The sequence below is a fragment of the Streptomyces sp. NPDC004609 genome, from assembly GCF_042873655.1.
Classification (GTDB): domain Bacteria; phylum Actinomycetota; class Actinomycetes; order Streptomycetales; family Streptomycetaceae; genus Streptomyces.
The window spans coordinates 76,814-100,914 of record NZ_JBIALS010000007.1 but is presented as its reverse complement, the minus strand read 5'-3'; the positions used below and the strand labels follow the sequence as shown (position 1 = coordinate 100,914).

Below are 24,101 nucleotides of genomic sequence, written 5' to 3'. Positions count from 1 at the left end.
GAGGCAGACGCTGTCATGGGGAAGACCGGGAGCGGACCGCGCGGGCTGGCCGCGCGTGCCGGAGGCTGGAGCGCACGGCACCGATGGGCCGCCGTGGGCATCTGGGTGCTGTTCGTCCTGCTGGCGACGGTGGCCGGTTCGGCCGCTGGTCGTGTGGACATCAAGGACAGCGACCAGCTCAAGGGGGAGACCACCCAGGCGGCGAAGATCATCGAGGCCGCGGGTATCGAGGGAGCCGCCGGTGAGAGCGTGCTGATCCAGGCGCGGGGAGGCACCCTCAAGGCGACGGATCCGCAGTTCCGGTCCGCCGTCGACGAGGTGATGAAGGCGGTGGACGCCACCGGTGAGGTGACGGAGGTGACCTCCCCGTACACCACCGGGACCATCTCCAAGGACGGGCGCAGCGCGCTCGTCCAGTTCGATGTGCGCGGGGACGCCGATACGGCCGCGAAACGGATCGACCCGGTCCTGAAGGCGGTCTCCGGAGTGCAGGACCGGCACCAGGAGCTGCGCATCGAGGAGATCGGTGACGCCAGCATGAACAAGACGTTCGACGAGGCGTTCGGGAAGGACTTCCAGCAGGCGGAGTTCTCGGCGGTGCCGGTCGCGTTCGGGATTCTGCTGATCGCGTTCGGCGCGCTGGTGGCCGCCCTGGTGCCGGTGCTCCTGGCGATCACGGCGATCATCGCGACCATGGGGCTGGTGGGAGTCGTCAGCCACTGGATGCCGATGAGCGACACCGCGAACTCGGTGATGCTGCTGGTCGGTCTGGCCGTCGGCGTCGACTACTGCCTCTTCTACCTCCGGCGCGAGCGCGAGGAGCGGGCCGCAGGGCGGGACGCCCATACGGCGATGCAGATCGCGGCGGCGACCAGTGGCCGGGCCATCGTCGTCTCCGGGGTGACCGTGTGCGTCGCCATGGCCGGCATGCTCTTCACCGGGATCGGCGAGTTCGAGTCGATGGGTCTGGCGTCGCTGATCGTGGTCGCGGTGGCGATGGTGGGTTCCGTGACGGTGCTTCCCGCGCTGCTCTCCCTGCTCGGTGACCGGGTGGAGAAGGGGCGGGTCCCGTTCCTCAACCGTCTGAAGCGGGGTGCCCAGGGCTCGGACGGCTCCGGGAGCCGGTTCTGGAGCAAGGTCCTCGGCGGGGTGCTGAAGCGGCCCGTGGTCTCCCTGGTCGTCGCCGCGGGCGCGCTGGCGGCGGTGGCGCTGCCCGCCATCGGCATGAAGACCCAGGAACTCACGCTGGACCAGGAGTTCGGCGACTCGGTGCCGATCGTGGCGACGTACCAGCGGCTCAACGAAGCCTTTCCCGGTGGCGCGGACCCGGCGCAGGTCGTCGTCAGGGCGGACGACATCAACGCCCCGTCCGTCAAGCAGGCGGTCGCCGACTTCCGGAAGCGGGCGGTCAGCTCCGGCGCGTCGCAGGGTCCCGTGGAGGTCGTCACACACGACGAGCAGAACGTGGCCTTCATCTCCGTCCCGTTGATCGGCGGCTCGGACCAGGACGAGGCGGAGAAGAGCCTGCGGATCCTCCGCGAGGAGGTACGGCCCGCGACCCTCGGCAAGGCGGACGGCGTGGAGGCGCCCATCACCGGCCAGGTAGCCGGCTCGAAGGACTTCAACGACCAGCTCTCCGGGTCCGTGGCGCCCGTCTTCGCCTTCGTGGTCGTCTTCGCCTTCGTCCTGATGCTGCTCTCCTTCCGCTCGCTGACCATCGCGGTCACCTCGATCGTGCTCAACCTCCTGTCGGTCGGCGCGGCGTACGGCATCCTCACGGCGGTCTTCCAGCACGGCTGGGGCGCCTCGCTGGTGGGCGCGGAGGGCGTCGGGGCCATCGTCGCCTGGCTGCCGCTCTTCCTGTTCGTGATCCTGTTCGGGCTCTCGATGGACTACCACGTGTTCGTGGTGTCCCGGATCCGTGAGGCGAAGACCCAGGGCCGGACCACCCGCGACGCGATCACCCACGGTGTCGTCACCACGGCGGGTGTCGTGACCAGCGCGGCGGTCATCATGGTCGCCGTCTTCGCGATCTTCGGCACGCTCTCCATGCAGTCCATGAAGCAGATGGGCGTCGGCCTCGCGGCGGCGGTGCTCATCGACGCCACGATCATCCGCGGTGTCCTCCTCCCGGCGATCATGGCCCTGCTCGGGGACAAGAACTGGTACTTCCCGAAGTGGCTCAACTGGCTGCCCGACCTGACCCACGACGAGCCGTCGCCACGGGACGCGCTCCACGAGCCGGAGGGCCATGACGACGACGACCACCGCGCCCGGGTGAGCGTCTAGGGCGGACGTAACGGGGTGCGGGGCCTTCCGGGGTCCCGCACTCCGTTACGTGCGTCGGGCCCGGCCCGCCCCGGCGTCCGGAGCGCCCGGCCGTCGGCGTCCGGTGGCCGGCACGTGCGTTCGGTCCGGCGTGTATCCGGGCCGTGAGGGCGGATCCGGTCAGAACGGGTGCCAGCGGACTTCGGGCTCGTCGTCGCGCAGTGAGTTCACCCGGCGTACGAACTCCTCGCGCGCCTTCGGGTTGGTGACCGCGTGCTGAGCCACCCAGGCGCAGCTCGCGGTCTCCCGCGCGCCCCGCAGGACCGCGCAGCCCTCCCACTCGCGCACGTCCCAGCCGTAGGTCCGGGTGAAGGAGTCGTACGCCTCCGGGGCGAGACCGTACCGGTCACGGGAGAGCGCCATGACCACGAGGTCGTGTTCGCGGAGGTCGGACGAGAAGGTCTCCAGGTCCACGAGGACCGGTCCGCCGGGGCCGATGTGCACATTGCGGGGCAGGGCGTCGCCATGGATCGGGCCGGGCGGCAGATGGGGGGTCAGCGCGGCCGACGCCTCGGCGAAACCGTCGCGGCGGGCCCGCAGATACGCCGCGTCGGCGGGGTCGATCGCGTCCTGGGCGAGCCGGAGCCAGCGCTCCACGCCGCCGAGCAGCTCTCGCCGCGGCAGCGGGAAGCCGGGCTCGGGCAGGGCGTGCACCTGCCGCAGCAGCAGGGCGAGGTCGGCGGGTTCCGCGGGGCGGACGGCGTCCGGGAGGCGGTGCCAGACGGTCACGGGGTGGCCGTCGACGAGCCGCGCGGCCGGTTCGGCGGGGCGGACGGCGGGGACGTCCTGGTCCGCGAGCCACGCTCCGATGGCGAGTTCGCGCTCGGCGCGGGGCAGGAGCTCGTCGGAGCGGCCGATCTTGACGACGAGGTCGCCGGCCGCGAACACCGCGTTCTCGCCGAGGGCGAGGAGGGTGGCGCCGGGGGCGTGCAGCCGGGCCGCGGTCAGTACGTCGAGGGCGCGTGATGGGTCCATGTGCCGCGCGTGCTCCTGCCTTCACCAGTACGAATGGGGGCATTCTCCCATCCTGGGGCGGTGCGCCCGTCCCTCGGGTCCGTCCTCAGGCGCCGGACGGGGACTTCCCTTGACGACAGTGCGGGTGCCTCGTGGAGGGGTGGGGAGACTTCGCATTCGCCGCCCTGCATGTCTTCGGCGGCGCTGCCTCCCAGGCGAGCGTCCGCACGGGCCCGGGCTCGGTCTTCGTGTTTCGCAGGGCGGGGTTCCCCCCGCCCTGCAGCCTTCCGGTAAAGGGCGCCTGATCCGGACCGGCTCTCCGGGCCGACCGAACAGCGTCGACTCTTTCCGGGTGATGCCGTCCGGCAGCGGCACGGGAGCTTCATCATCGCCCTGAACGATGACGTTGTCATGACGTGGGCGTCCCGGCGGGGAGTTCGCCGACCTCGTCCAGGCCACCGTGTCCCGTCGTGCGCTCCGCACCCGATGCCGGGGCGACCAGGGCACCGGGCCGTTTGGCGGTGCGGCGCAGGGAGGCGATGAGAAGGGCTCCGCCGGCCGTGACGACGACGCTGGCGACGGCGGCGATCCTCATCTCGTGGCTGAAGGCTTCGAAGGCCACCTCACGCAGAGCCTCCCCGGTCCGGTGCGGCAGGGTCGTGGCGGTGTCGACCGCGCCGCCGAGGGTTTCCGCTGCCGCTGCCTGCTGCTCGGGAGTGAGGCCGGCGGGGGCCTGTGATCCCATCCGCGCGCTGTAGACGGCGGTGCCGATGCTGCCCAGGACCGCGATGCCGAGCGCACCGCCGAACTCGGCGGAGGTCTCAGCCAAGGCCGAGGCCGCTCCGGCCCGCTCCGGCGGCGCGGCGGACAGGATCACTTCGGTGACCACAGCGGCCACGCCCGCGATCCCGATGGAGACCACGGACAGGGCACTCACCAGGTGGACGATGCCCGAGTCGGCCTGGATCAGTGCCAGGGCGAGGTAGCCGGCGACAGCCACTGTCAGCCCGGCGGCCATCACATTCGGCTTGCCGAACCGCGGCGCCATCGCGGTGGCCAGCCCGATGCCCACGGGCATCACGAGAAAGGTGGGCACGGACCACAGGGCCGACTCCAACGGGCCCATGCCCAGGACGAACTGCATGAACTGCCAGTTGAACAGGGAGAATCCGACCAAGGCGAAGGTCGCCAGGGCGTCGATGAGCAGCGGCACGTTGAAGTGGCGGGTGCGGAACAGCGCGAGGTCGATCATCGGATGGGTGGCCGCGCGCTGTCGGCGGACGAACAGGGCTCCCGCACCCAGTCCGGCGGCCGCGCACCCGACCCCGGTCCAGTCGAAGCCGTGTTCCGCCGTCGTCTTGATGCCGTAGATCAAGGCAAGGACTGCTGTCAGGGACAGCAGGGCACCGGGCAGGTCGAAGCGTCCCGGCTCGGTGGCGCGGTACTCGGGCAGCACCAGTGGTCCGAGGACCAGCAGCAGCATCATCACGGGGACGTTGATCAGAAAGACCGAGCCCCACCAGAAGTGCTCAAGGAGCAGACCGCCGATGATCGGGCCGATGATGGCTCCGCCGGCGAAACCGGCCGTCCACACGCCGACGGCGGTGGCCCGCTGGCGTTCGTCATGGAACATGTTCCGGATCAGGGAGAGGGTGGAGGGGGCCAGCGAGGCTCCCGCGATACCCATGAGGGCGCGGGTGGCGATGAGCATCCCGGGGCCGGTCGAGTAGGCCGCCAGGACCGAGGCGAGCCCGAAGGCCGCGGCGCCGGTCAGCAGTACTCGCCGCCGCCCGATCCGGTCTCCGAGGGTGCCCATCGTGATGAGCAGGCCGGCCAGCAGGAACCCGTACGAATCCATGATCCACAGCAGTTGTGAACCGCTGGGCTGAAGGTCGGCCGTCAGAGACGGGAGGGTGACGAACATGATGGACATGTCCATGGAGGCCAGCACGCACGGCAGCACCAGGACAGCGAGTCCGATCCATTGCCGGGTGTCGGCTTTCTTGCTTGCTTCGGTCATGTCCTTCACTCGTGCTCCCTTGGCCGACGGCTGAGGCGGATCGGCCGGATTAATTACGTCACACTGGCGTACTTAGTACGCGTCGGGATGTACAGCATACGCACAGGGATACCTTCGGCGACAAGTCGGTTCTGGAGCCCTCAACCACGTGTGATGAAGCCGTACGGCTCGCCGGTGGGCTAGGATTTCGTCACGCATGGGAGTGTGTGACAAAAAGGAGTGGGTCATGCCGGAGCAGATGATCTGCACCATCTGCGGGAAGGGGCTGGAAGCCGCGAAACGCGGGCGGCCGCGGCGCTTCTGTTCCCCTGCCTGCCGGGCGCGCGCCTACCGCGCACGAAAGACGGCGGAGCCCGCACAGGCGAGCAGCACGGCGAACCGTGCCCCGAAGGACGAGGTCGGCACAGCTCAGCTGACCGCCGGACGCATCACGCGGGCCGGGATCGCCATCGCGGACGCGGAGGGGCTCGACGCACTCTCCATGCGGCGGGTCGCCACCGAGCTCGGCTCAAGCGTCATGGCCCTGTACCGGCACGTCGCGTCCAAGGACGACCTCGTGGCCCTGATGGTGGAGGCCGCGCTGACCGAAGTCCTGCTGCCCGACACCCCGGCGCGGAACTGGCGACACGGTCTCGAACGGGCCGCCCACCGCGACTGGGAGCTGTACCACCGTCATCCATGGATCCTGTCGAAGGTCCTCGTGACGACTCGCACGCACTCCAGCCGGGCACTCGCCGCGGACAGCGAGAGCGCCTTCTCCGCCTTCGACGGACTCGGCCTCGAACCCGCCGACGCCTTCCGCTACATGTTCATGTTCGCCTCCTACGTGCAGGGGGTGGCCCTGACCTATGTCAGCGACGTGGAGGCTGAACGGCAGGCTCGGAATTCCGGCCGTCGCGCGGCGAACAGCGCGGGACAAGCAGGCAGTTCGCTCTTCGAGCCCGGCGCGTACCCACGGCTCGGCCCCGCGATGCGCGCGGGCGCCGACCCCTGGGACCTCGATGCCCTCTTCGCCTCGGGGCTGGCCGGCGTCCTGGACGGCATCGCCGCCGACCTCGCACGGCGCGGCATCGGGTAGCGGACGACAGCGCGCACCGAGGGCTCGCGTCTCGACACCCGACTTCGGTCCGTCACCACCGGCAGACCCGTCCTACGACCCCGTCCATGACAGTGGGCAGCGCCGGGTGTCGCGCTCACGGGCGTCGTGACGCTCCGGGGGAGGTGGAGGGCGCGGGGAGGGGATGGAGGGGCCAGGAAGGGGGGATGGTGGCCGAGGGGTTGCCCTTGCGGCGGAGGAAGGACTGGAAGTCGCGGGCCCACTCCGCGTACCAGCGGATCTGGCGGTCGTGCAGCTCGCGCGGGGTGAGCGCGGCCACGGACGGGTGGCGGACGGCCACCGCGCGGGCCACCGCCACCGCCGCGACGGCGTCCGCGGTGGCGTCGTGGGCCGAGGCCAGCGGCACGCCGTACTCCTCGCACACCGCTTCGAGGGTGCGCTTGCCCTTGCGGTAGCGGTCGACCGCGCGGTCGATGGTGTAAGGGTCGATCACCGGCCCGGGCTCACGGCCGCCGAGACGGTCGGTCAGGGAGGGCAGGCGGTACCGGTCCAGCTCCGCGGAGAGCAGGGTCAGGTCGAAGGCCGCGTTGTACGCGACGACCGGTACGCCTCGCGACCACTCGTCGCACAGCGCGGTCGCGACCTCGTCGGCGACCTCCCGCGCCGGGCGGCCCTCCGAGGCGGCGCGCTCGCTGCTGATGCCGTGGATCGCGGACGCCTGCGCGGGGATGCGGATCCCGGGATCCGCGAGCCAGACGCGGCGGACGGGCGGCTCGCCGACCCCCACGCGGACGACCGCCGCGGTGACGATCCGGGCCTCCAGCGGCTCGGTGCCCGTCGTCTCCAGATCGAAGCCGACCAGCGGTTCCTGATGCCAGGTCATCGTGGACCACCCCTCCTCATGTCCCCGTTGCTCACTCACCCTCCCACGCGGCACTGACAACTCAGGAGACCGGGCGGGAGTCGGCCCAGACCGACTCGAACTCCTCGCGGTAGGTCTGGAAGAGGCCGTGCTCGGGGTCGTCCCCCGCCCGGACCACCGCCCGGCCGCCGCCCCGCAGCACCAGGACGGGCGCCTCCATACCACGGGCCCTGCGCAGATAGGACTGGACGACGGCGAGCCCGTCGGGGCCGTCGCCGTCGACGAGATAGGCCGTGAAACGGGGCGTCTCGTCGAAGACGTGGATCTCGAAGGCGCCGGGGTCCCTGAGCCGGGACCTGACCCGGCGCATATGGAGGATGTTCATCTCCACCGTGCGGCTCAGCTCGCCCTTTTTTATGCCGAGTTCGCGTTCGCGCCGCTTGACCGCGCTGCTCGCCGGATTGAGGAAGAGGAGCCGGACCCGCGCTCCCGACTCGGCGAGGCGGATGAGTCTTCGGCCGGAGAAGTTCTGGACGAGGAGGTTGAGGCCGATGCCGATGGCGTCGAGACGGCGTGCGCCGCCGAAGAGGTCCTCGGCCGGGATCTGGCGCTGGAGTCTGACCCGGTCGGGATGGACGGAGACCACATCCGCGTACCGGTCACCGACGAGTTCCTCGACGGCGTCGACGGGCAGGCGGTCGGAGGACGGGACGCCGGCCCCGCTGCCGAGTATCTCCAGCAGCCGCGAGGAGGCCCGTTCGGCCTGGGCGAGGACGGCCTCGTTCAGCGCGCGGTTGCGGGAGACCACGTTCCGCGCGACCTCCAGCTCGTCGAGCGCCAGCTCCACATCGCGCCGGTCGTCGAAGTACGGCTCGAAGCAGGGCCAGTGCTGCACCATCAGCTCGCGCAGCTGGGGCAGGGTGAGGAAGGACAGGACATTGTCGTCCGCGGGGTCGAGGAGGTAGCCCTTGCGGCGGGAGACCTCCCGTACGGCGACCGCCCGCTGCACCCACTCCTGGCCGACCGGGCCCGCCGCGGCCACGACCCAGTCGTCGCCGTGGACCGGCTCGTAGACGGGCCGGAGCACCGCGGCCACCACCGCGCGCAGCCGCTGCTCCACCAGGTTCAGCCAGATATAGGCGCGTCCGGCCCGCTGGGCGCGCGTGCGCACCTCGCTCCAGGCGTCCGCGTCCCAGTCCAGTTCCGCCCCGATCTCCATCGGTCTGGCGAGGGAGACGGCACCCGGCGGGACGTCGGCGGAGTCCCCCTCGTGACCACCGTCACCGGGGGGTAGCTCCAGCCCTCCCGAGCTCACACGCGTACCCCTTCCCATCCCCCACCCAGCGATCAAGGAAGACTACTCCGCCAGCGGGACGCGGTGCAGCCGGAACGGCGGTGTCCTTTCCCAACTACCCCTCGTCACCAGGACGTTCCGGTCGGCGAGATCGGGCGGAGTGAGCTGATTCATAGTGGTACGCCCCCCGCTCCGCGCTCCGCCCCGTCTCCGTGCCCCTCCCAGGTGACGGAACGAACCGGACGTTGACCCGCGTCGCCCACGGCGAGCGGAGTGCCGTCACGGTACTTTCGGGAGGGATCCGGGCCCTGTTGCCCCCACCCACCCGGAGCCCTGTGTCCCCCACCCACCCGGATCAGAAGGGGAAGAGTTCATCCATGCAGGTCTGGCCGGGACAGGCGTATCCCCTCGGTGCCACGTACGACGGCGCCGGCACGAATTTCGCGGTCTTCTCCGAGGCGGCACGCCGGATCGAGCTGTGTCTGCTGCACGACGACGGCTCGGAGACGGCGGTGGAGCTGCGCGAGACGGACGCGTTTGTGCGGCACGCGTATCTGCCGGGGGTGATGCCGGGTCAGCGGTACGGATTCCGGGTGCACGGCCCGTACACGCCGGAGGGCGGGCAGCGGTGCAACTCCGCCAAGCTCCTCCTCGATCCGTACGCGCGTGCGATGAGCGGGAGCGTCGACTGGGGCGAGCCGGTGTACGGCTACCACTTCGGGCGGCCCGACTCCCGCAACGACCTGGACTCGGCGCCGCACACCATGACCTCGGTGGTGGTCAATCCGTACTTCGACTGGGGCGACGACCGCTCGCCCCGGACGGACTACCACCGGACGGTGATCTACGAGGCCCATGTGAAGGGCCTGACCATGCTCCACCCGGAGCTGCCGCCGGAGCTGCGCGGGACCTATGCGGGGCTCGCCCATCCGGCCGTCGTCTCCCATCTGACGGAGCTGGGGGTGACCACGCTCGAACTGATGCCGGTGCACCAGTTCGTCCACGACCACCGGCTGGTGGACGCCGGTCTGAGCAACTACTGGGGCTACAACACGATCGGCTTCTTCGCCCCGCACAACGCCTACGCCTCCTGGGGCGACCGGGGCGAGCAGGTGCTGGAGTTCAAGCACGCCGTACGGGCACTGCACCAGGCGGGGATCGAGGTCATCCTCGATGTCGTCTACAACCACACCGCCGAGGGCAGTCATCTGGGCCCGACGCTCTCCTTCCGGGGTCTGGACAACGCCTCGTACTACCGGCTCTCGGAGGACCGCCGCCACTACACGGACACGACGGGGACCGGGAACTCGCTGCTGATGCGCAGTCCCCACGTCCTCCAGCTGATCATGGACTCGCTGCGGTACTGGGTCACCGAGATGCACGTCGACGGCTTCCGGTTCGATCTCGCGGCGACGCTGGCCCGTCAGTTCCACGAGGTGGACCGGCTCTCGTCGTTCTTCGATCTGGTGCAGCAGGACCCGGTGGTCAGCCAGGTGAAGCTGATCGCCGAGCCGTGGGACGTGGGCGAGGGCGGCTATCAGGTGGGGAACTTCCCGCCGCTGTGGACCGAGTGGAACGGGAAGTACCGCGACACGGTACGGGACCTGTGGCGCGGCGAGCCCCGCACGCTCGCCGAGTTCGCCTCCCGGCTGACCGGTTCCTCCGATCTGTACCAGGACGACGGCCGCCGGCCGCTGGCGTCGATCAACTTCGCCACCTGCCATGACGGATTCACGCTGCACGACCTGGTCTCGTACAACGAGAAGCACAACGAGGCCAACGGCGAGGGCAACCGCGACGGCGAGAGCCACAACCGGTCGTGGAACTGCGGCGCCGAGGGCGAGAGCGACGACCCCGCGGTGCTGGAGCTGCGCGCCCGTCAGATGCGGAACTTCATCGCGACCCTGATGCTCTCCCAGGGGGTGCCGATGCTGAGCCACGGTGACGAGTTCGCCCGTACGCAGGGGGGCAACAACAACGCGTACTGCCAGGACAACGAGGTCTCCTGGGTGAAGTGGCCCGAGCCGGCCGCCGACGGGGAGGACGAGGGCGACGACGGCGAGCAGACGCTGCTGGAGTTCACCCGGGCGATGGTGTGGCTGCGGCGGGATCATCCGGTCTTCCGGCGGCGGCGCTTCTTCCACGGACGGCCGGTGGAGGGCACGCACGACGATCTGACGGACATCGCGTGGTTCACCCCCGAGGGTGAGGAGATGATCCAGCGGGACTGGCAGGCCGCGCACGCGAAGGCGCTGTCGGTGTTCCTGAACGGGAACGCGATCTCGGAGCCGGGGCCGCGCGGGGAGCGGATCTGCGACGACTCGTTTCTGCTGATGTTCAACGCGAGCTCGGACGAAATGGACTTCTCCGTTCCGGTACGTCACGGCCGGCAGTGGCAGGTGGTGGTGGACACCGCCCGCAAGGAGGGCGTTCCGCCGGGCGGGGGCCCGAGGGTGGCGGCCGGGGAGCGACTGCGGCTGGCGGGGCGGAGCCTGACGGTGCTGCGCCGGCCCGCGTAGCCGCCGTACGGGCGGTACGGGCGGGCTCCTCCCCCAGTCGGGTGGACTCCCGGGGCGTGTGCCGGACCCTTTCACCGGGGCGGGGCGCCCCTCCGCCCGGCCCCCACGGGCCTTCTCCGGGCGCTCGGCGGGGTTCTCCGGGCCGGTCCCTGTCCGGCCCCTGTCCGGTCCCTGTCCGGGCGCCCGGCGGGTCCTCCGGCCGGGCGCGGTCGGTCCGTGCCCGCCTCCGGAGCGGGATGCGCGGGGGCGCGGATCACCCGATCGGGCCGCACCCGGGCCGGGGAAATGACACAGATCCCCTCGGGGCGGGTACGTACGCCACCATGACGCCCACCTCCACCTACCGTCTCCAGCTCCAGCCCGCCTTCCCGTTCTCCGCAGCCGCCGCGGTCGTGCCGTACATCGCGGGGCTCGGCGTCTCGCATCTGCATCTGTCGCCCGTGCTGGAGGCCGTCCCGGGGTCCGCGCACGGCTACGACGTCACCGATCCCACCCGCGTACGGGCGGAGCTGGGCGGTGAGGCGGGGCTGAGAGCGCTGGCCGACGCGGCGCGGGCGCACGGGCTCGGGCTCGTCGTGGACATCGTGCCGAACCATATGGCCGCGGTGCCCCGGCACAGTCCCGCGCTCTGGGAGGTGCTGCGGGAGGGGCCCTCGTCGCCGTACGCCCGCTGGTTCGACATCGACTGGGAGGCGGGCGGCGGGAAGGTGCTGCTGCCGGTGCTCGGCGGCCGGTTCGGGGACGAACTGGCGGCGATGCGGGTCGAGGGGGACGTCCTGCACTACGGGGAGCACCGCTTCCCCCTGCGCGGACCGGTCCCCGACGAGGTGGGCCCCGCGGAGCTGCCGGAGCTGCTGGACCGGCAGTGGTACCGGCTCGGCTGGTGGCGGCTGGCCCGGACCGAGCTGAACTACCGGCGCTTCTTCACCGTCTCCGAGCTGATCGGCGTGCGCGTGGAGGACCCCGCGGTCTTCGACGTCACCCATGCCAAGATCCTCGAACTCGTCCGGGACGAAGTCGTGGAGGGGCTGCGGATCGACCACCCGGACGGGCTCGCCGACCCGGAGGCGTATCTGCGGCGGCTGGACGAGGCCACCGGCGGCACGTGCTGGACCGTCGTGGAGAAGATCCTCACCGGGGACGAGCATCTTCAGCCGGGCTGGCCGGTCGCGGGGACGACGGGGTACGACGCGCTGCGGCGGATCGACGGGCTGCTCACCGACCCCGAGGGCGCCGGGGAACTCGTCACCCTCTTCCGGGAGTTCGCCGGTCCCCCCGGGGACCGGGGCGGCTACTGGGAGGCGACGGTCCGCCGGGCCGCGTACCGGGTCGTCACCCGTGAACTGGCCGCCGAGACGGACGCGTTGACCCGGCTCGCCGGCCGGATCTGCTCGGCGGACCCCGCTCTGCGCGACCACGCGCCCTGGGCGCTGCGGACGGCGGTGCGCGAACTGCTCGTACGGGTGCCGGTCTACCGCCCCTACCGCACCGGCGGCGAGGACGTCCTCACGCTCCGGGCGGCGGCGAGCGCGAAGGCGGCGTTCACGGTCCCCGAGGAGAGCATGGCCGTGGACGTCGTACGGGATCTGGCGCTGGGCCGGCTCGGTGACGGGCCGGACCACGAAGCCTTCCGGGCCCGGTTCGCCCAGACGGCGTCCGCGCTGCGCGCCAAGTCGGTCGAGGACACGGCGCTCTACCGCTATACACCGCTGCTCTCGGCGAACGAGGTCGGCGGCGATCCGGGGCGGCCCGCGGTCTCCCCGGGGGAGTTCCACGCGTACTGCGAACGGCTGGCGCGCGACTGGCCCACCACCGGGACCGTGCTGACCACGCACGACACCAAACGCAGCGCGGATGTACGGACCCGGATCGCGGTGCTGTCCGAGTGCCCGGACCGGTGGGACGCCTTCGTCCGCCGGGTCGGCGAGGAGGCGGGCCGGCTGGAGGGCGGGCGGGCACCCGATCCCCAGCTGGCGTGGGTGGCCTGGCAGACGGCTCTCGGCTTCGGCTTCCCGTACGAGGAGCGGTTGCAGTCGGCGCTGCTGAAGGGCGCGCGGGAGGCGGGTCTGCACACCGGCTGGACGGAGCCGGACGAGAGTTACGAGAAGGCGCTCACCGACTTCGTGAGCGCCGGGCCCGCGGGGCCGCCGCTGTACTCGGTGGCGCTGTTCTCGCGGGAACTGGACCCCTACGCGCGGGCCAACGCGCTGGGGGCCGCGCTGCTGCATCTGACGATGCCGGGGGTGCCGGATCTCTACCAGGGCACGGAGCGGGAGTATCTGGCGCTGGTGGACCCGGACAACCGCGCGCCGTTCGCGGAGGGCCCGGCGAACGAGAAGACCGCGCTGACCCAGGTGGCGCTGCGGCTGCGCGGTGAGCGGCCGGAGGTCTTCGGCGCTTCGGGGACGTACGTGCCGCTGGAGGTGACCGGTCCCGCGGCCGGGCACGCGCTGGCCTACTGCCGTACGGGCGAGGTCGTCGCGGCCGTCACCCGGCTGTCGCTGCGGCTGGAACGGTCGGGCGGCTGGGGAGACACGGAGGTGCTGATTCCGCCGGGGCAGTGGGCCGATCTGCTGGGTGGCCGGACCTTCGGCGGCGGCCCGGTGCGGGTGGCGGAGCTGTTCGGCGAGTGGCCGGTGGCGCTGCTGGAACGCCGGAGTGCGTAGGTGCGGGAGTGCGTAGGTGCCGCCGGGCGGGTGCCCAGCCGGGACGGCGGGCGGGATGGCGGTGCTGGGCCGGGACGGCGGGCGGGACTTCGGCGGGGTCGCCGGCAGGCCCGCGCGGGCGGCGGACGGAGGTGTCCGGGGCGTCGCGCGGCGACCGTGTCGGCGCCCTCGGGGACGCGGTCCGGGGTCAGGGGCCACGGGGTCGGGGGCGGTCCGGGGCGCGAGCGCCCGCCGCCGGGGCTTCGGCCGACGCGGGTCAGCGCGCGGTGAGCCGGAAGCCGATCCGGCCGAAGGCCACCATGTCACCGTCCTGCACCGGCACCGAACCGGTGACGCGCCGGCCGTTGACGGTGGTGCCGTTGGTGGAGCCGAGGTCGCGCAGGATCCAGACGCTGTTCTGGAGGCTCAGTTCGGCGTGCAGCCGGGAGACGCTCTCATGGCTGAGCCGCAGTCCGTTGGCGGGGTCACGGCCGATCCGCAGCGGGTACGGACCGGGCTCGGGCAGCAGCAGCGGCGGCAGCTTCTCGGCGGCCCAGGCTCTGCGGAGCCGTTCGAAGAACGCGGACACCCCGCCCACCGCCCGCACCACGCGCCGGGAAACACCGTCGTCGGTGCGCAGATCGGCGGTGAGGGCCTGGAGTTCCGCCGGATTGCGGGCGGCCAGGGCCAGTTCCATCCGGCGCAGAAAGGTGTCGTGCGACAGCCTGCCCTGGGCCGCGCCCTCCCTGAGCACACTGACGGCACGGTCCCGCTCGGCGTCCGACGGCCGCGCGGGAACGGCATGAGTGTGGAACTCGGAGGGCGACGTCACAGGCCAATTGTCGGCCCGACCGGCCCGGAGTGTCCAGGAAACCGCAGGGCCCGTATCCGGCGGACGGCTTCTGACCTGCACGGAAGCGACGGTTCTGTCACAGACGCGCAACCGCGCCGGTGACAATGGGCCGTCGGCTCCCCGGCCGGGCTCCCGGTGGGCCGTCCCATGTGACCCCTGCGGCCCGCGATCGGGGCCGCGGGCTTCGGGCATCCCCCGCCCGGCGGGTCCGGCCGCGCCGACGGCGGTGACGGTCCGAAGACGGGTCCGGCCCCTCGGCCGCGCTCCGGGCATCGGCACGGTCGGCCGTGGTGCCGTGCCGGCTTCCTCGGGGAGGTGTGCGTCCGGCGGAGACGGGCCCGAGCCGCTGGCGGGAGGCGCACCCGGTGGGACAGACTGCCCCCATGGACCAGGGGGTCGCCGCACTGATCGGCGCGGTCATCGGCGCTGCGGGGGCCGCTGTGGCAGCCCTCGTCACGGTGCGATTCAGCGTACGAGGACTGCTGGCCCAGCTCCGGCAGCAGCAGGAGCAGTTCGAAAAACAGGGCGCCGCCGATCACGTACGGGTCCGCCGCGACAGTCGCCGGGGCGCCTACGCGGCATTCGCCGAGTGCTTCTACACCTTCAGCGACATCGTCAGGCGAACCCATGAGACCGCGGAGACGGGTGACACGCGGGCGGCGCTCGCCCTGTTCCAGGACGAGGCCGCCGCCGCGCATTCCCAGCTGCTGCGCGCGCGTTCGGTCGTGGCGATCGAAGGCCCCGCCTACGTCGCCGCGGCGGTCGAGGCCGTCTGCGACCGCGTCACCATCTGGATGGAGATGCGCCTGCGGATCGCCGGTGTCTCACGGCAGGCGCTCGGCTTCGCGGACTACGCGTCGATCGAGGCGGGATTCCACACGGCCTTCCGCGCCTTCACGGACGCCTCGAACCGGGCGCTCGACGACGAGGGCACGTGACCACGGTCGCCGCACCCCGGAAGTGTTCCCGAACACCGCCCCGCCCGACTCCCGGTTCCGACCCGGTTCCGACCCGCCCGCCGGCCCCTCCGCGGGCCCGACTCCGGCCCGCGGAGGGGCCGGCGGGCGAGCGCCGTGTTAACCTGCGTGCCGCAGAGACAACCGGGTCTGCTGTGTGACCAGAAGTGGGAGGTGAGTTGATGACTGCCGCAGAGGCCGCTGCCGTGTGCAGTGCCCGGACCATCCTCACGTCCCGGGCCCCGGTCTGAGCTGACGTTCACGCCCCCGCCCGAGCCGGTCGGCCGGTGGGAGGCGAGCGCATCGTGTCTGTCGGGGTCCCCGTTCAAGGGTCTCTACGTTGTCTCAACCTTCCTTCACTCCCTTTCCGTATTCTCTCGCGGACTTCGGCTGGGACGAAGCGTGCGAACACGCCTTCACCCCCCACCTGGACGCCGGGCTGATCCCGGCGCGGGTCGTCCGGGCCGAGCGCGGCCTGTGCGAGACCGTCACCGACACCGGTCCCGTCCGCGCCGAACTGCCGCCCGCCGACCCGGACGACCCGACGGCCGCGCCGTGCACCGGTGACTGGGTGGCGCTGCGCCCGGCCGCACCGGGCCGTGCGCCGGTGGTGGCCGCCGTGCTGGAACGGCGGTCCGCGCTGGTGCGCTCCACCGCGTCGCGCACCTCGCGCGGCCAGATCCTCGCCGCGAACGTCGACACCGTCGTGGTGACGGTGTCGCTGGCCGACCCGCTCAAGCACGGGCGGATCGAGCGCATGCTCGCCCTGGCCTGGGAGAGCGGCGCCCGGCCCGTCGTGGTGCTCACCAAGGCCGACGCCCACGCCGACGCGCAGGCAGCCGTCACCGAGGTGTCCGGGGTGGCACCGGGCGTGGACGTGCTCGTCACGAGCGCCGTGACGGGCGAGGGCATGGACACCCTGGCGGCCGTCCTGGACGGCACCATCGTGCTGCTGGGTCCCTCGGGCGCGGGCAAGTCCACCCTGGGCAACCGGCTGCTGGGCGAGGACCGGCTGGCCACCGGCGCCGTCCGCGAAGCGGACGGCAAGGGCCGACACACCACCGCGTGGCGCGAGATGCTCCCGCTGCCCGCGGGAGGGGTCCTGCTGGACACCCCCGGCCTGCGCGCCGTCGGCCTGCACGAGGCCCGGGACGGGCTGGAGCAGACCTTCGCGGAGATCGAAGGTCTCGCCGCCGACTGCCGGTTCGCCGACTGCGCCCATGACGTGGAGCCGGGCTGCGCGGTGCTGGCCGCCGTCGAGGCCGGTGACATTCCGCGGCGCCGTCTGGACAGCTACCACCGGCTGATGCGCGAGAACGCCTACGCGGCCTCCCGTACCGACGCGCGCCTGCGCGCGGACCGCGAGGCCGTCAAGAAGTCGATCACGCAGCACCTGCGCGCCACCTACACCTTCCGGGAGCGTCAGCAGTGAACGACACGGCCGACACCCCCGATCCGGTGACGCGGGCGTTCTTCACCCTGTACGACGGCGTACCCCGACAGGGCCCGGGCTCGGACACCACCACCCGGCGTCTACTGGAGGCCGCCGGACCCCTGCCCGAGCGGCCCCGGGTCCTGGAGGCGGGCTGCGGCCGCTCCGCGCTGCTGCTGGCCGAAGAAGCGGGCGCCCAGGTGACCGCCGTGGACCTGCACCAGCCCTTCCTGGACCATCTGACCGCCGAAGCGGCCCGCCTGGGGCTGGGCGAGCGGATCACGACGGTGAACTGCTCGATGGACCGACTGCCCTTTCCCGACCACGGCTTCGACGTGATCTGGGCCGAGGGCGCGGTCTACACCGTCGGCTTCGACACCGCCCTGCGCGCCTGGCACCGGCTGCTCGCCCCCGGCGGAGTCCTCGTCCTCACCGAAATCGAATGGAGCACCACCAGCCCCTCCGCCACGACGCGCGCGTACTGGGACGCGGTCTACCCGCTGCGCACGGGTGTGGCGAACACCGAGGCCGCCGGAGCGGCCGGCTACCGGACCGACGCCCACTGGCCGCTGCCGGAAAGCGACTGGTGGGACGAGTACTACACCCCGCTCACCGAGCGGATCGCCCGCGCGGACCCGTCGCTCCCCGGCATGAGCGACGCGCTCGCCGCGCTGCGGGAAGAGATCTTCCTGCGGCGCGAGCACGGCGGCGAGTACCGCTACGCCGCGTACATCCTCCGCCCCCACGACCCCACCCACGCACACACGAACGGGACAACCACCATGGCTGACTGGGCCACCCGCCCCGAGACCTCCGCCGACGCCGCCGCCATCCGCGACATCGACCTCGCCGCGTTCGAGACCCCCGGGGAGGCCGACCTCGTCGACGCCCTGCGCGCCGACTCCTCGTGGATCGACGGCCTGTCCCTCGTCGCCACCGGCGCGGACGGGAAAGTCGTCGCCCACGCACTGCTGACCCGCTGCCACATCGGCGACACCCCGGCCCTGTGCCTGGGACCCGTCGCCGTACTCCCCGAGTACCAGAAGACCGGCGCCGGCTCCGCCGCCATCCGTGCCGCGCTCCGGGCGGCGAAGGACAGGGACGAGCGCTATGTCACGGTCCTCGGGCACCCGGCGTACTACCCGCGGTTCGGCTTCACCCGCGCCTCCGCCCACGGCATCGGCCTGACCATCGACGTGCCCGACGACGCCATGATGGCCATGGCTCTCGATGAGGCGCATCCGCTGCCGAGCGGGACCGTGCGCTACGCGGCTCCCTTCGGAATCTGACCCGCTGCTCGCCGTGCGAAGGGGTCGTCGTGCCCCTTCGCACGGCGAGCCGTATGACGATCCGGCTCTCCCGGCGGGTGCCGAGCCCGTCAGGACCGCAGGATCGGGTGACGTCGGGCCCCGGCGTCACCTGTCGCCGCGTCCCGGTGCTCCCGATGGCTCCCGAAGCCGCCGCGGGCTCGTCGGCTCAGGTGCCGAGCCGGGCCGTCAGGCCGTCGAGGACCCGGTCGAGCCCGTAGCGGAAGTCGTCGTCGCGGATCTGCCGCGGGTGCACGTCCTGCCGGGCTGAGCTTCCCTCCCGCAGCCGCGGGTGTTCCCGCGAGGCCGCGTCGAAGGCCGGGCGCAGGCCCGCCACCCACTCCTGCTCGGTCCTGCCGCTGCGGGCGATCAGCGAGAGGTACGCGGCCTCGGCGGTCGCGATCCCGATGACATACGCCGTGAGCGTCCCCGTGGCCTGGTCCCTCTCGTCCGCGGGGAAGCCCGCCGCCTCGAACTGCGCGAGCAGTCCCGACGACATCCGCAGGGCGTTCGGGCCGATGTGGACGAGGCCGACCTGGCCGAGCTCGGGGGCGATCCAGGGGTGGCGCAGCGTCATCGCCCGCAGATCGGCGGCGGTGCGGGTGACGGCCGCCCGCCACCCGGTGCCGTCGGCGCCGTCAAATACCTCCAGCTCGCCGTAGACGTGGTCCACGACCAGCTCGATCAGCTCGTCCTTGTTGGCCACATGCCGGTAGAGGGACGTGGCCGCGGCGCCCAGGCGGGTGCCGAGCCTGCGCATGCTGAGCGCCTCGATGCCCTCGGCGTCCAGCAGCTCGATCGCCGCGGCCACGATCTGCTCGCGGGTCAGCTGCTCCCGCTGCCGGGGGCGCGGCCGGGTCCACACCGATGCGGTCGGCTTCCTGTCGGCTGGCATACGGCGCCCTCGTCCCTGCTCGTTCCCGCTGGTTCTCCCCCACGGTAGCGCACGCTGTACGCATCTTGCGAACACTGTTCCGTCGTGCGTACAGTGTTCGCATCGAGGGAACGCTGTACGCACCGGATGGGAGCAGGCATGTCGCAGAACGTGAAGCGGGACGAGCAGGGCAACCGGGACGCCGGGGGCGAGCGGGGGACCCGCGACCCGGCGGGCCGGAGGCTGGACCTCGCCCACTGGCAGGCCCGCCTCGACGAGCTGCGCGCCCGGCACCGCGTCCCGGGCGCGTCGCTGGCGGTCCTCGTCGACGGGACCGTCCACGAGCTGGCCAGTGGTGTACTGCACCGCGGCACGGGCGTGGAGGCGACGACCGACTCGGTCTTCCAGATGGGCTCGATCGCGAAGATCTACACCGCCACCCTGATCATGCGGCTCGCCGAATCCGGTGAACTGGACCTGGACGCGCCGGTCGTGGACGTACTGCCGGAGTTCTCCGTCGCCGGCCCCGAGGTGACCAGGGCGATCACCACACGCCGGCTGCTCAGCCATACGAGCGGCCTCACCTGCGACTTCACCCACGACAGCGGGCGCGGTGACGACTGCCTCGCCCAGTATGTCGAGGCCGCGAAGGACGTGGCGCTCGACTGCCCGCCCGGCACCGCGATCTCGTACAGCAGCGTCGGGTACAACGTGCTCGGCCGGATCGTCGAGGTGGTGACCGGCAAGGTCTGGGACGAGGCGCTGAGGGACCTGCTCCTCACCCCGCTCGGCGTCACGCACACGATGACGCTGCCCGAGGAGGCACTGCGGTTCCGCGCGGCGATGGGACACCTCGGCGAGCCGGGCCGGGACCCGGACCCGGCGCCGTCCTGGGACATGATGCCGCGCTCGGCGGGCCCGTACGGCAGGGTCATCGCGACGGCCGGGGACCTCGCGCGGCTCGCGCGGATGCACCTCAACGGCGGTGTGGCGCAGGACGGCACGCGGGTGCTCTCCGAGGAGACCGTCACGCTGATGCAGCGGCGCGTGGTCGACTCCCCGGACAAGTGGACGGTCAGCGCGGACGGCTGGGGGCTGGGCTGGACCCTGTACGACTGGGGCGGCGTCCGGGGCTACGGGCACGACGGCGCCTCGATCGGGCAGTACGGCTATCTGCGCGTGGTGCCGTCGGCGGGGGTGGCGGTCGCGCTGCTCACCAACGGCGGCGGTGCGCGTGAGCTGTACGCGGCGCTCTACCGGGAACTGCTCGCCGACGTGGCCGGGGTGACGATGCCGCCGCCCTTCGCCCCGCCGGCCCGGCCGCCCGTGGTCGACTTCGCGCCCCTCGTCGGCACGTACCGGCGCGAGGGCGTGATCATCACCGTGACCGAGCGGGACGGCGCGGGGCACGCGGTGTACGAGTTCGTCGACGGCATGAAGGACTTCTCCGAGCCCCTGGAGATCGACCTGGTGCCGGTGACGGAGACGGTCTTCGCCGGTACGGGGGTGGGCGCGGCGTTCAGCGAGGACTACATGCCCGTCGTCTTCTCCACGCTGCCGGACGGCACGGGGTGCGTGTACATCGGCATGCGCTGCGGCCCGAAGGTCGCGTAGCACGGCCGCGCGGCGGGGCGGGCGCCGTGCCCGGGGCGCACCGCGGTGAGCGACGCGCGCCTCCGATCCCCGGGCCGATGTCCAGGGAGCGTCCCTCGCCGGGTGCGGTGATCAGGGTTCGGAGTAGTGAACGGCGACGGCGTCGTAGGCGTCCGCCGTTTCAGCCAGGTGCGAGGGGAGTTCGGTCACAGGGGACGACACTAAGGGCGGCGCGATCGCGTCCGGCGACTGATCTCCCGGGCCCGACGGGGAGCCCTGTCCGCGCGGAGGGCGTGCCCGGCACAAGGCCCGGCGGAAGGCCCAAGGCCCGGCGCAAGGTCCGGCGCATGGTCGGACGGCGGGTCCGGGCGCCGGGGCTCCCGCGTCCGCGACCGCCATGACCTCAATGGGAGTAACGACACCCCTGCCGGACCCCGGGCTTGCCAGGATGGGAACCCCGGACCGGGGCCGTCGACGACAAGGGGACCGCCAGTGCTGTTCGAGGTGTGGGCGCCGCAGGCCGAGGAGCGCGTCGCGCTGTGGCTGGAGGGCGCGGACCGGCCCATGGAGCGGGTCGTGGGCCGTCCGGGCTGGTGGAGCGCGGAGGCCGACGCGTCCGACGGCACCCGGTACGGCTTCGCGCTGGACGGCGGCCCGGTGCGGCCCGATCCGCGGTCGCGCCGCCAGCCCGACGGCCCCGACGGCCCGAGCGCCGTCGTCCTGCCCGACACCCACGTCTGGCGGCACGACTGGCCGGGGCGCGGGCTGCGGGACGCGGTCCTGTACGAGCTGCACATCGGGACGTACACCCCCGAGGGCACCCTCGACGCGGCGGCCGGGCGGCTCGGCGAACTGGCCGCGCTCGGCGTCACCCATGTGGAGCTGATGCCGCTCTGCCCCTTCCCCGGCACGCGCGGCTGGGGGTACGACGGTGTGTCCCCGTGGGCGGTGCACGAGCCCTACGGCGGTCCCCCCGCGCTGAAGCGCTTCGTCGACACCGCGCACCGGCACGGCCTCGGGGTGGTGCTGGACGTGGTCCACAACCACCTCGGCCCCTCGGGGAACCATCTGCCCGCCTTCGGCCCGTACTTCACCGGCACCCATCACACGCCCTGGGGCCCGGCGGTCAACCTGGACGCGCCCGGCTCGGACGAGGTGCGCGCCTTTCTGCGGGGCAGCGCGCTGGCCTGGCTGCGGGACTACCGGCTCGACGGGCTGCGGCTGGACGCGGTCCACGCGCTCGCCGACACCCGCGCGCTGACGTTCCTGGAGGAGCTGGCGGCCGCCGTGGAAGCCCTCTCCGCCGATCTCGGCCGGCCGCTGTTCCTGATCGCCGAGTCCGACCGGAACGATCCGGCGACGACCACCCCCCGGGAAGCGGGCGGCCTCGGGCTCGCCGCCCAGTGGAACGACGACTTCCACCATGCCCTGCACACCGCCCTGACCGGCGAGTCACAGGGCTACTACGCCGACTTCGCCGCGGCCCCCCTCGCCGCGCTCGCCCGGACGCTCACCCGGGTCTTCTTCCACGACGGCACGTACTCCGCCTTCCGGGGCCGCACCCACGGCCGGCGGGTGGATCTGGTGGCCACACCGGCCCACCGCTTCCTGGGATACGCCCAGACCCACGACCAGATCGGCAACCGCGCCCTGGGAGACCGGCTCTCGGCGACGCTCTCCCCCGGTCTGCTGGCCTGCGCGGCGGCGCTGGTGCTGACGGGTCCGTTCACCCCGATGCTGTTCATGGGCGAGGAGTGGGGGGCCCGTACGCCCTGGCAGTACTTCACCGACCACACGGACCCGGATCTCGCGAAGGCGGTGAGCCGGGGGCGGCGGCGGGAGTTCGCGTCCCACGGCTGGGCGGCCGCCGAGGTCCCGGACCCGCAGGACCCCGCCACCTTCGAACGCTCCCGGCTCGACCGCTCGGAACAGGAGCACGAGCCCCACGCCCGGCTGCTCGCGTGGCACCGGGAGCTGATCGCCCTGCGCCGTACGCAGTCCGATCTGACCGATCCCGATCTGGCCACGGTGAAGGTGGCGTACGACGAGGAGGCACGCTGGCTCGCCGTCCGGCGTGGTGATCTGAGGATCGCGGTCAATCTGTCCGGTACGGCCGCCGCCATCCCCCTCGGCGGGGGCGCGGGCGGCGGGAGCGCGCGGGTGCTGGCGGCGTGGGAGCCCGTGGAGCCGCCCGGCCCGGACGGAGTGCTGCGGCTGGGGCCGGAGTCGTGCGTCGTGCTGGCCGACGAGTGACGCCTCCCTTCGCGTGCGCTCCGCCTCCTGCGGGACAGCCTTAGGGTCGTCTGTCATGGAACTCACGAATCTCGGCAGGACGGGACTGCGGGTCAGCGAACTGTGCCTGGGCACCATGGCGTTCGCCGACGACGCGTCCGGACACCGTGTCCTCGACGGCTTCACCGAGGCGGGCGGCTGTTTCATCGACACCGCCGACATGTACGGACAGGGCGAGTCGGAGGAGATCCTCGGCCGCTGGCTCAGGAACCGGCGGCGGGACGATCTTGTCATCGCGACGAAGGTCTGGGGGCGGATGGGTGACGCGGCCAACGACCGCGGACTCGGCCGCAAGCACATCCTCGCGGCGGTGGAGGCGAGCCTGCGGCGGCTCGGCACCGACTACATCGATCTCTACCAGACACACATCTGGGACTCCACGACCCCCCTTGAGGAGACCCTGGCGACGCTCGACACCCTGGTGACCTCGGGCAAGGTCCGCCACATCGGCGCGAGCAATGTGACGGCGTCCCAGCTCCAGCGCGCCCTCGACCTGGCGGAGCACCGGGGCTGGGAGCCGTATGTGTGCCTCCAGCCGCGCTACAACCTGCTGTGCCGGGAGACGGAGTGGGAGCTGCTGCCGCTCTGTGCGGAGCGGGGCGTCGGCGTCATCCCGTGGGGCCCGCTCGCGGGCGGCTGGCTGACCGGCAAGTACCGCCGCGGGATGGAGTCCGTCCCGGCCGGCTCGCGCGAGGCGTACTGGCAGGAGCAGTCGGGCGAGGAGGGCTGGCGGGCCAAGGCCACCGAGGAGACCTGGCGGGTCATGGACGCGGTGCTGGAGGTGGCCGGGGAGACCGGGCGGACGCCGTCCCAGGTGGCGCTCCGGTGGGTTCAGGAGCAGCCGGGGGTCACCGCGCCGATCATCGGCCCGCGCACCCATGAGCAGCTCGTGGACAATCTCGGCGCGGTGGGGTGGGAGCTGACGCCGGAGCAGTCGGCGCGGCTGGCGGCGGCGAGCGAGAAGCCGCTGCCGTATCCGTACGAGATGCTGAGCAGGCTGAGCGGGTAGCGGGAGACCGGCCGGGAGGGCAGGCGGCCGGCCCCGGGTTCCGGGGCGGTAGGGCGCGGGACCGGACCGCGAGGTGCCCCTGCCGACCGGGAGCGGGGACGGGTGA

Annotated in this window: 16 protein-coding genes; 10 read left to right on the top strand and 6 right to left on the bottom strand. The window is 72.3% G+C overall.

Translation table 11 applies throughout. The features are described 5' to 3' along the window. The first annotated feature begins 15 nt into the window (after positions 1-15). On the top strand, positions 16-2,289 hold the full coding sequence (locus ACFYT4_RS09480; protein WP_389266941.1) for an MMPL family transporter: 2,274 nt from the start codon (positions 16-18) through the stop codon (positions 2,287-2,289). A 159-nt stretch (positions 2,290-2,448) separates the two neighbouring features. Here ACFYT4_RS09480 and ACFYT4_RS09475 read toward each other — a convergent pair whose 3' ends face one another. Then, positions 2,449-3,303 carry a phosphotransferase enzyme family protein gene (locus ACFYT4_RS09475; protein WP_389266940.1) on the bottom strand — a complete coding sequence of 285 codons (855 nt, stop codon included), beginning with the start codon at positions 3,301-3,303 and terminating at the stop codon, positions 2,449-2,451. A 388-nt stretch (positions 3,304-3,691) separates the two neighbouring features. Then, positions 3,692-5,302: an MFS transporter gene (locus tag ACFYT4_RS09470; RefSeq protein WP_389266938.1), complete on the bottom strand. Its 1,611-nt coding sequence runs from the start codon at positions 5,300-5,302 to the stop codon at positions 3,692-3,694. A 226-nt stretch (positions 5,303-5,528) separates the two neighbouring features. Between ACFYT4_RS09470 and ACFYT4_RS09465 the strand changes: the two genes are divergently transcribed. Then, positions 5,529-6,380, top strand: coding sequence for a TetR/AcrR family transcriptional regulator (locus ACFYT4_RS09465; protein ID WP_389266937.1), 852 nt, complete (start codon positions 5,529-5,531; stop codon positions 6,378-6,380). Between the two features lie 115 nt (positions 6,381-6,495). Here ACFYT4_RS09465 and ACFYT4_RS09460 read toward each other — a convergent pair whose 3' ends face one another. Together ACFYT4_RS09460 and ACFYT4_RS09455 are read right to left on the bottom strand one after the other, a co-directional pair. Beyond that, a complete protein-coding gene (locus tag ACFYT4_RS09460) occupies positions 6,496-7,242 on the bottom strand; it encodes a 3'-5' exonuclease (protein ID WP_389266936.1) in 747 nt (248 codons plus the stop codon). Between the two features lie 61 nt (positions 7,243-7,303). Then, positions 7,304-8,536 carry an SAV2148 family HEPN domain-containing protein gene (locus ACFYT4_RS09455; RefSeq protein ID WP_389266935.1) on the bottom strand — a complete coding sequence of 411 codons (1,233 nt, stop codon included), beginning with the start codon at positions 8,534-8,536 and terminating at the stop codon, positions 7,304-7,306. 356 nt (positions 8,537-8,892) lie between these two features. Between ACFYT4_RS09455 and glgX the strand changes: the two genes are divergently transcribed. Next, positions 8,893-11,034, top strand: coding sequence for a glycogen debranching protein GlgX (gene glgX, locus ACFYT4_RS09450; protein ID WP_389266934.1), 2,142 nt, complete (start codon positions 8,893-8,895; stop codon positions 11,032-11,034). A 323-nt stretch (positions 11,035-11,357) separates the two neighbouring features. Continuing rightward, positions 11,358-13,700 carry a malto-oligosyltrehalose synthase gene (gene treY / locus ACFYT4_RS09445; protein WP_389266933.1) on the top strand — a complete coding sequence of 781 codons (2,343 nt, stop codon included), beginning with the start codon at positions 11,358-11,360 and terminating at the stop codon, positions 13,698-13,700. 256 nt (positions 13,701-13,956) lie between these two features. Here the strand turns inward: treY and ACFYT4_RS09440 are convergent, their stop codons facing one another. Further along, a complete protein-coding gene (locus tag ACFYT4_RS09440; RefSeq protein ID WP_389266932.1) occupies positions 13,957-14,511 on the bottom strand; it encodes a DUF1707 and FHA domain-containing protein in 555 nt (184 codons plus the stop codon). Between the two features lie 404 nt (positions 14,512-14,915). Here ACFYT4_RS09440 and ACFYT4_RS09435 point away from each other — a divergent pair, with 404 nt between their 5' ends. From ACFYT4_RS09435 to ACFYT4_RS09425, 3 genes are all read left to right on the top strand, one after another. Then, the gene (locus tag ACFYT4_RS09435) at positions 14,916-15,470 is read left to right on the top strand and encodes a hypothetical protein (RefSeq protein WP_389266931.1); all 555 of its coding nucleotides are present in this window, start codon (positions 14,916-14,918) and stop codon (positions 15,468-15,470) included. A gap of 358 nt (positions 15,471-15,828) precedes the next feature. After that, positions 15,829-16,920 carry a ribosome small subunit-dependent GTPase A gene (gene rsgA, locus ACFYT4_RS09430; protein WP_389266930.1) on the top strand — a complete coding sequence of 364 codons (1,092 nt, stop codon included), beginning with the start codon at positions 15,829-15,831 and terminating at the stop codon, positions 16,918-16,920. Then, positions 16,917-18,209, top strand: coding sequence for a GNAT family N-acetyltransferase (locus ACFYT4_RS09425; RefSeq protein WP_389266929.1), 1,293 nt, complete (start codon positions 16,917-16,919; stop codon positions 18,207-18,209). The genes rsgA and ACFYT4_RS09425 overlap by 4 nt, the downstream gene beginning before the upstream one ends. Before the next feature lie 187 nt (positions 18,210-18,396). Here ACFYT4_RS09425 and ACFYT4_RS09420 read toward each other — a convergent pair whose 3' ends face one another. After that, positions 18,397-19,122, bottom strand: a complete 726-nt coding sequence (locus ACFYT4_RS09420) for a TetR/AcrR family transcriptional regulator (protein ID WP_389266928.1) — start codon at positions 19,120-19,122, stop codon at positions 18,397-18,399. A gap of 138 nt (positions 19,123-19,260) precedes the next feature. On the opposite strand from ACFYT4_RS09420, the gene ACFYT4_RS09415 reads away from it, so the two are divergent. From ACFYT4_RS09415 to ACFYT4_RS09405, 3 genes are all read left to right on the top strand, one after another. After that, entirely contained in the window at positions 19,261-20,715 is a 1,455-nt protein-coding gene (locus ACFYT4_RS09415; protein ID WP_389266927.1) for a serine hydrolase domain-containing protein, read from the top strand. A 471-nt stretch (positions 20,716-21,186) separates the two neighbouring features. Further along, entirely contained in the window at positions 21,187-22,947 is a 1,761-nt protein-coding gene (gene treZ, locus ACFYT4_RS09410) for a malto-oligosyltrehalose trehalohydrolase (protein WP_389266925.1), read from the top strand. A 55-nt stretch (positions 22,948-23,002) separates the two neighbouring features. Then, positions 23,003-23,995, top strand: a complete 993-nt coding sequence (locus ACFYT4_RS09405) for an aldo/keto reductase (protein ID WP_389266923.1) — start codon at positions 23,003-23,005, stop codon at positions 23,993-23,995. The last annotated feature ends 106 nt before the right edge of the window (positions 23,996-24,101 follow it).

Bases quoted from the DNA above. Each gene is read 5' to 3' on its own strand.
- ACFYT4_RS09480 (WP_389266941.1), top strand. From the start codon at position 16: ATGGGGAAGACCGGGAGCGGACCGCGCGGGCTGGCCGCGCGTGCCGGA.
- ACFYT4_RS09475 (WP_389266940.1), bottom strand. From the start codon at position 3,303: ATGGACCCATCACGCGCCCTCGACGTACTGACCGCGGCCCGGCTGCAC.
- ACFYT4_RS09470 (WP_389266938.1), bottom strand. From the start codon at position 5,302: ATGACCGAAGCAAGCAAGAAAGCCGACACCCGGCAATGGATCGGACTC.
- ACFYT4_RS09465 (WP_389266937.1), top strand. From the start codon at position 5,529: ATGCCGGAGCAGATGATCTGCACCATCTGCGGGAAGGGGCTGGAAGCC.
- ACFYT4_RS09460 (WP_389266936.1), bottom strand. From the start codon at position 7,242: ATGACCTGGCATCAGGAACCGCTGGTCGGCTTCGATCTGGAGACGACG.
- glgX (WP_389266934.1), top strand. From the start codon at position 8,893: ATGCAGGTCTGGCCGGGACAGGCGTATCCCCTCGGTGCCACGTACGAC.
- treY (WP_389266933.1), top strand. From the start codon at position 11,358: ATGACGCCCACCTCCACCTACCGTCTCCAGCTCCAGCCCGCCTTCCCG.
- ACFYT4_RS09435 (WP_389266931.1), top strand. From the start codon at position 14,916: ATGGACCAGGGGGTCGCCGCACTGATCGGCGCGGTCATCGGCGCTGCG.
- ACFYT4_RS09420 (WP_389266928.1), bottom strand. From the start codon at position 19,122: ATGCCAGCCGACAGGAAGCCGACCGCATCGGTGTGGACCCGGCCGCGC.
- ACFYT4_RS09415 (WP_389266927.1), top strand. From the start codon at position 19,261: ATGTCGCAGAACGTGAAGCGGGACGAGCAGGGCAACCGGGACGCCGGG.
- ACFYT4_RS09405 (WP_389266923.1), top strand. From the start codon at position 23,003: ATGGAACTCACGAATCTCGGCAGGACGGGACTGCGGGTCAGCGAACTG.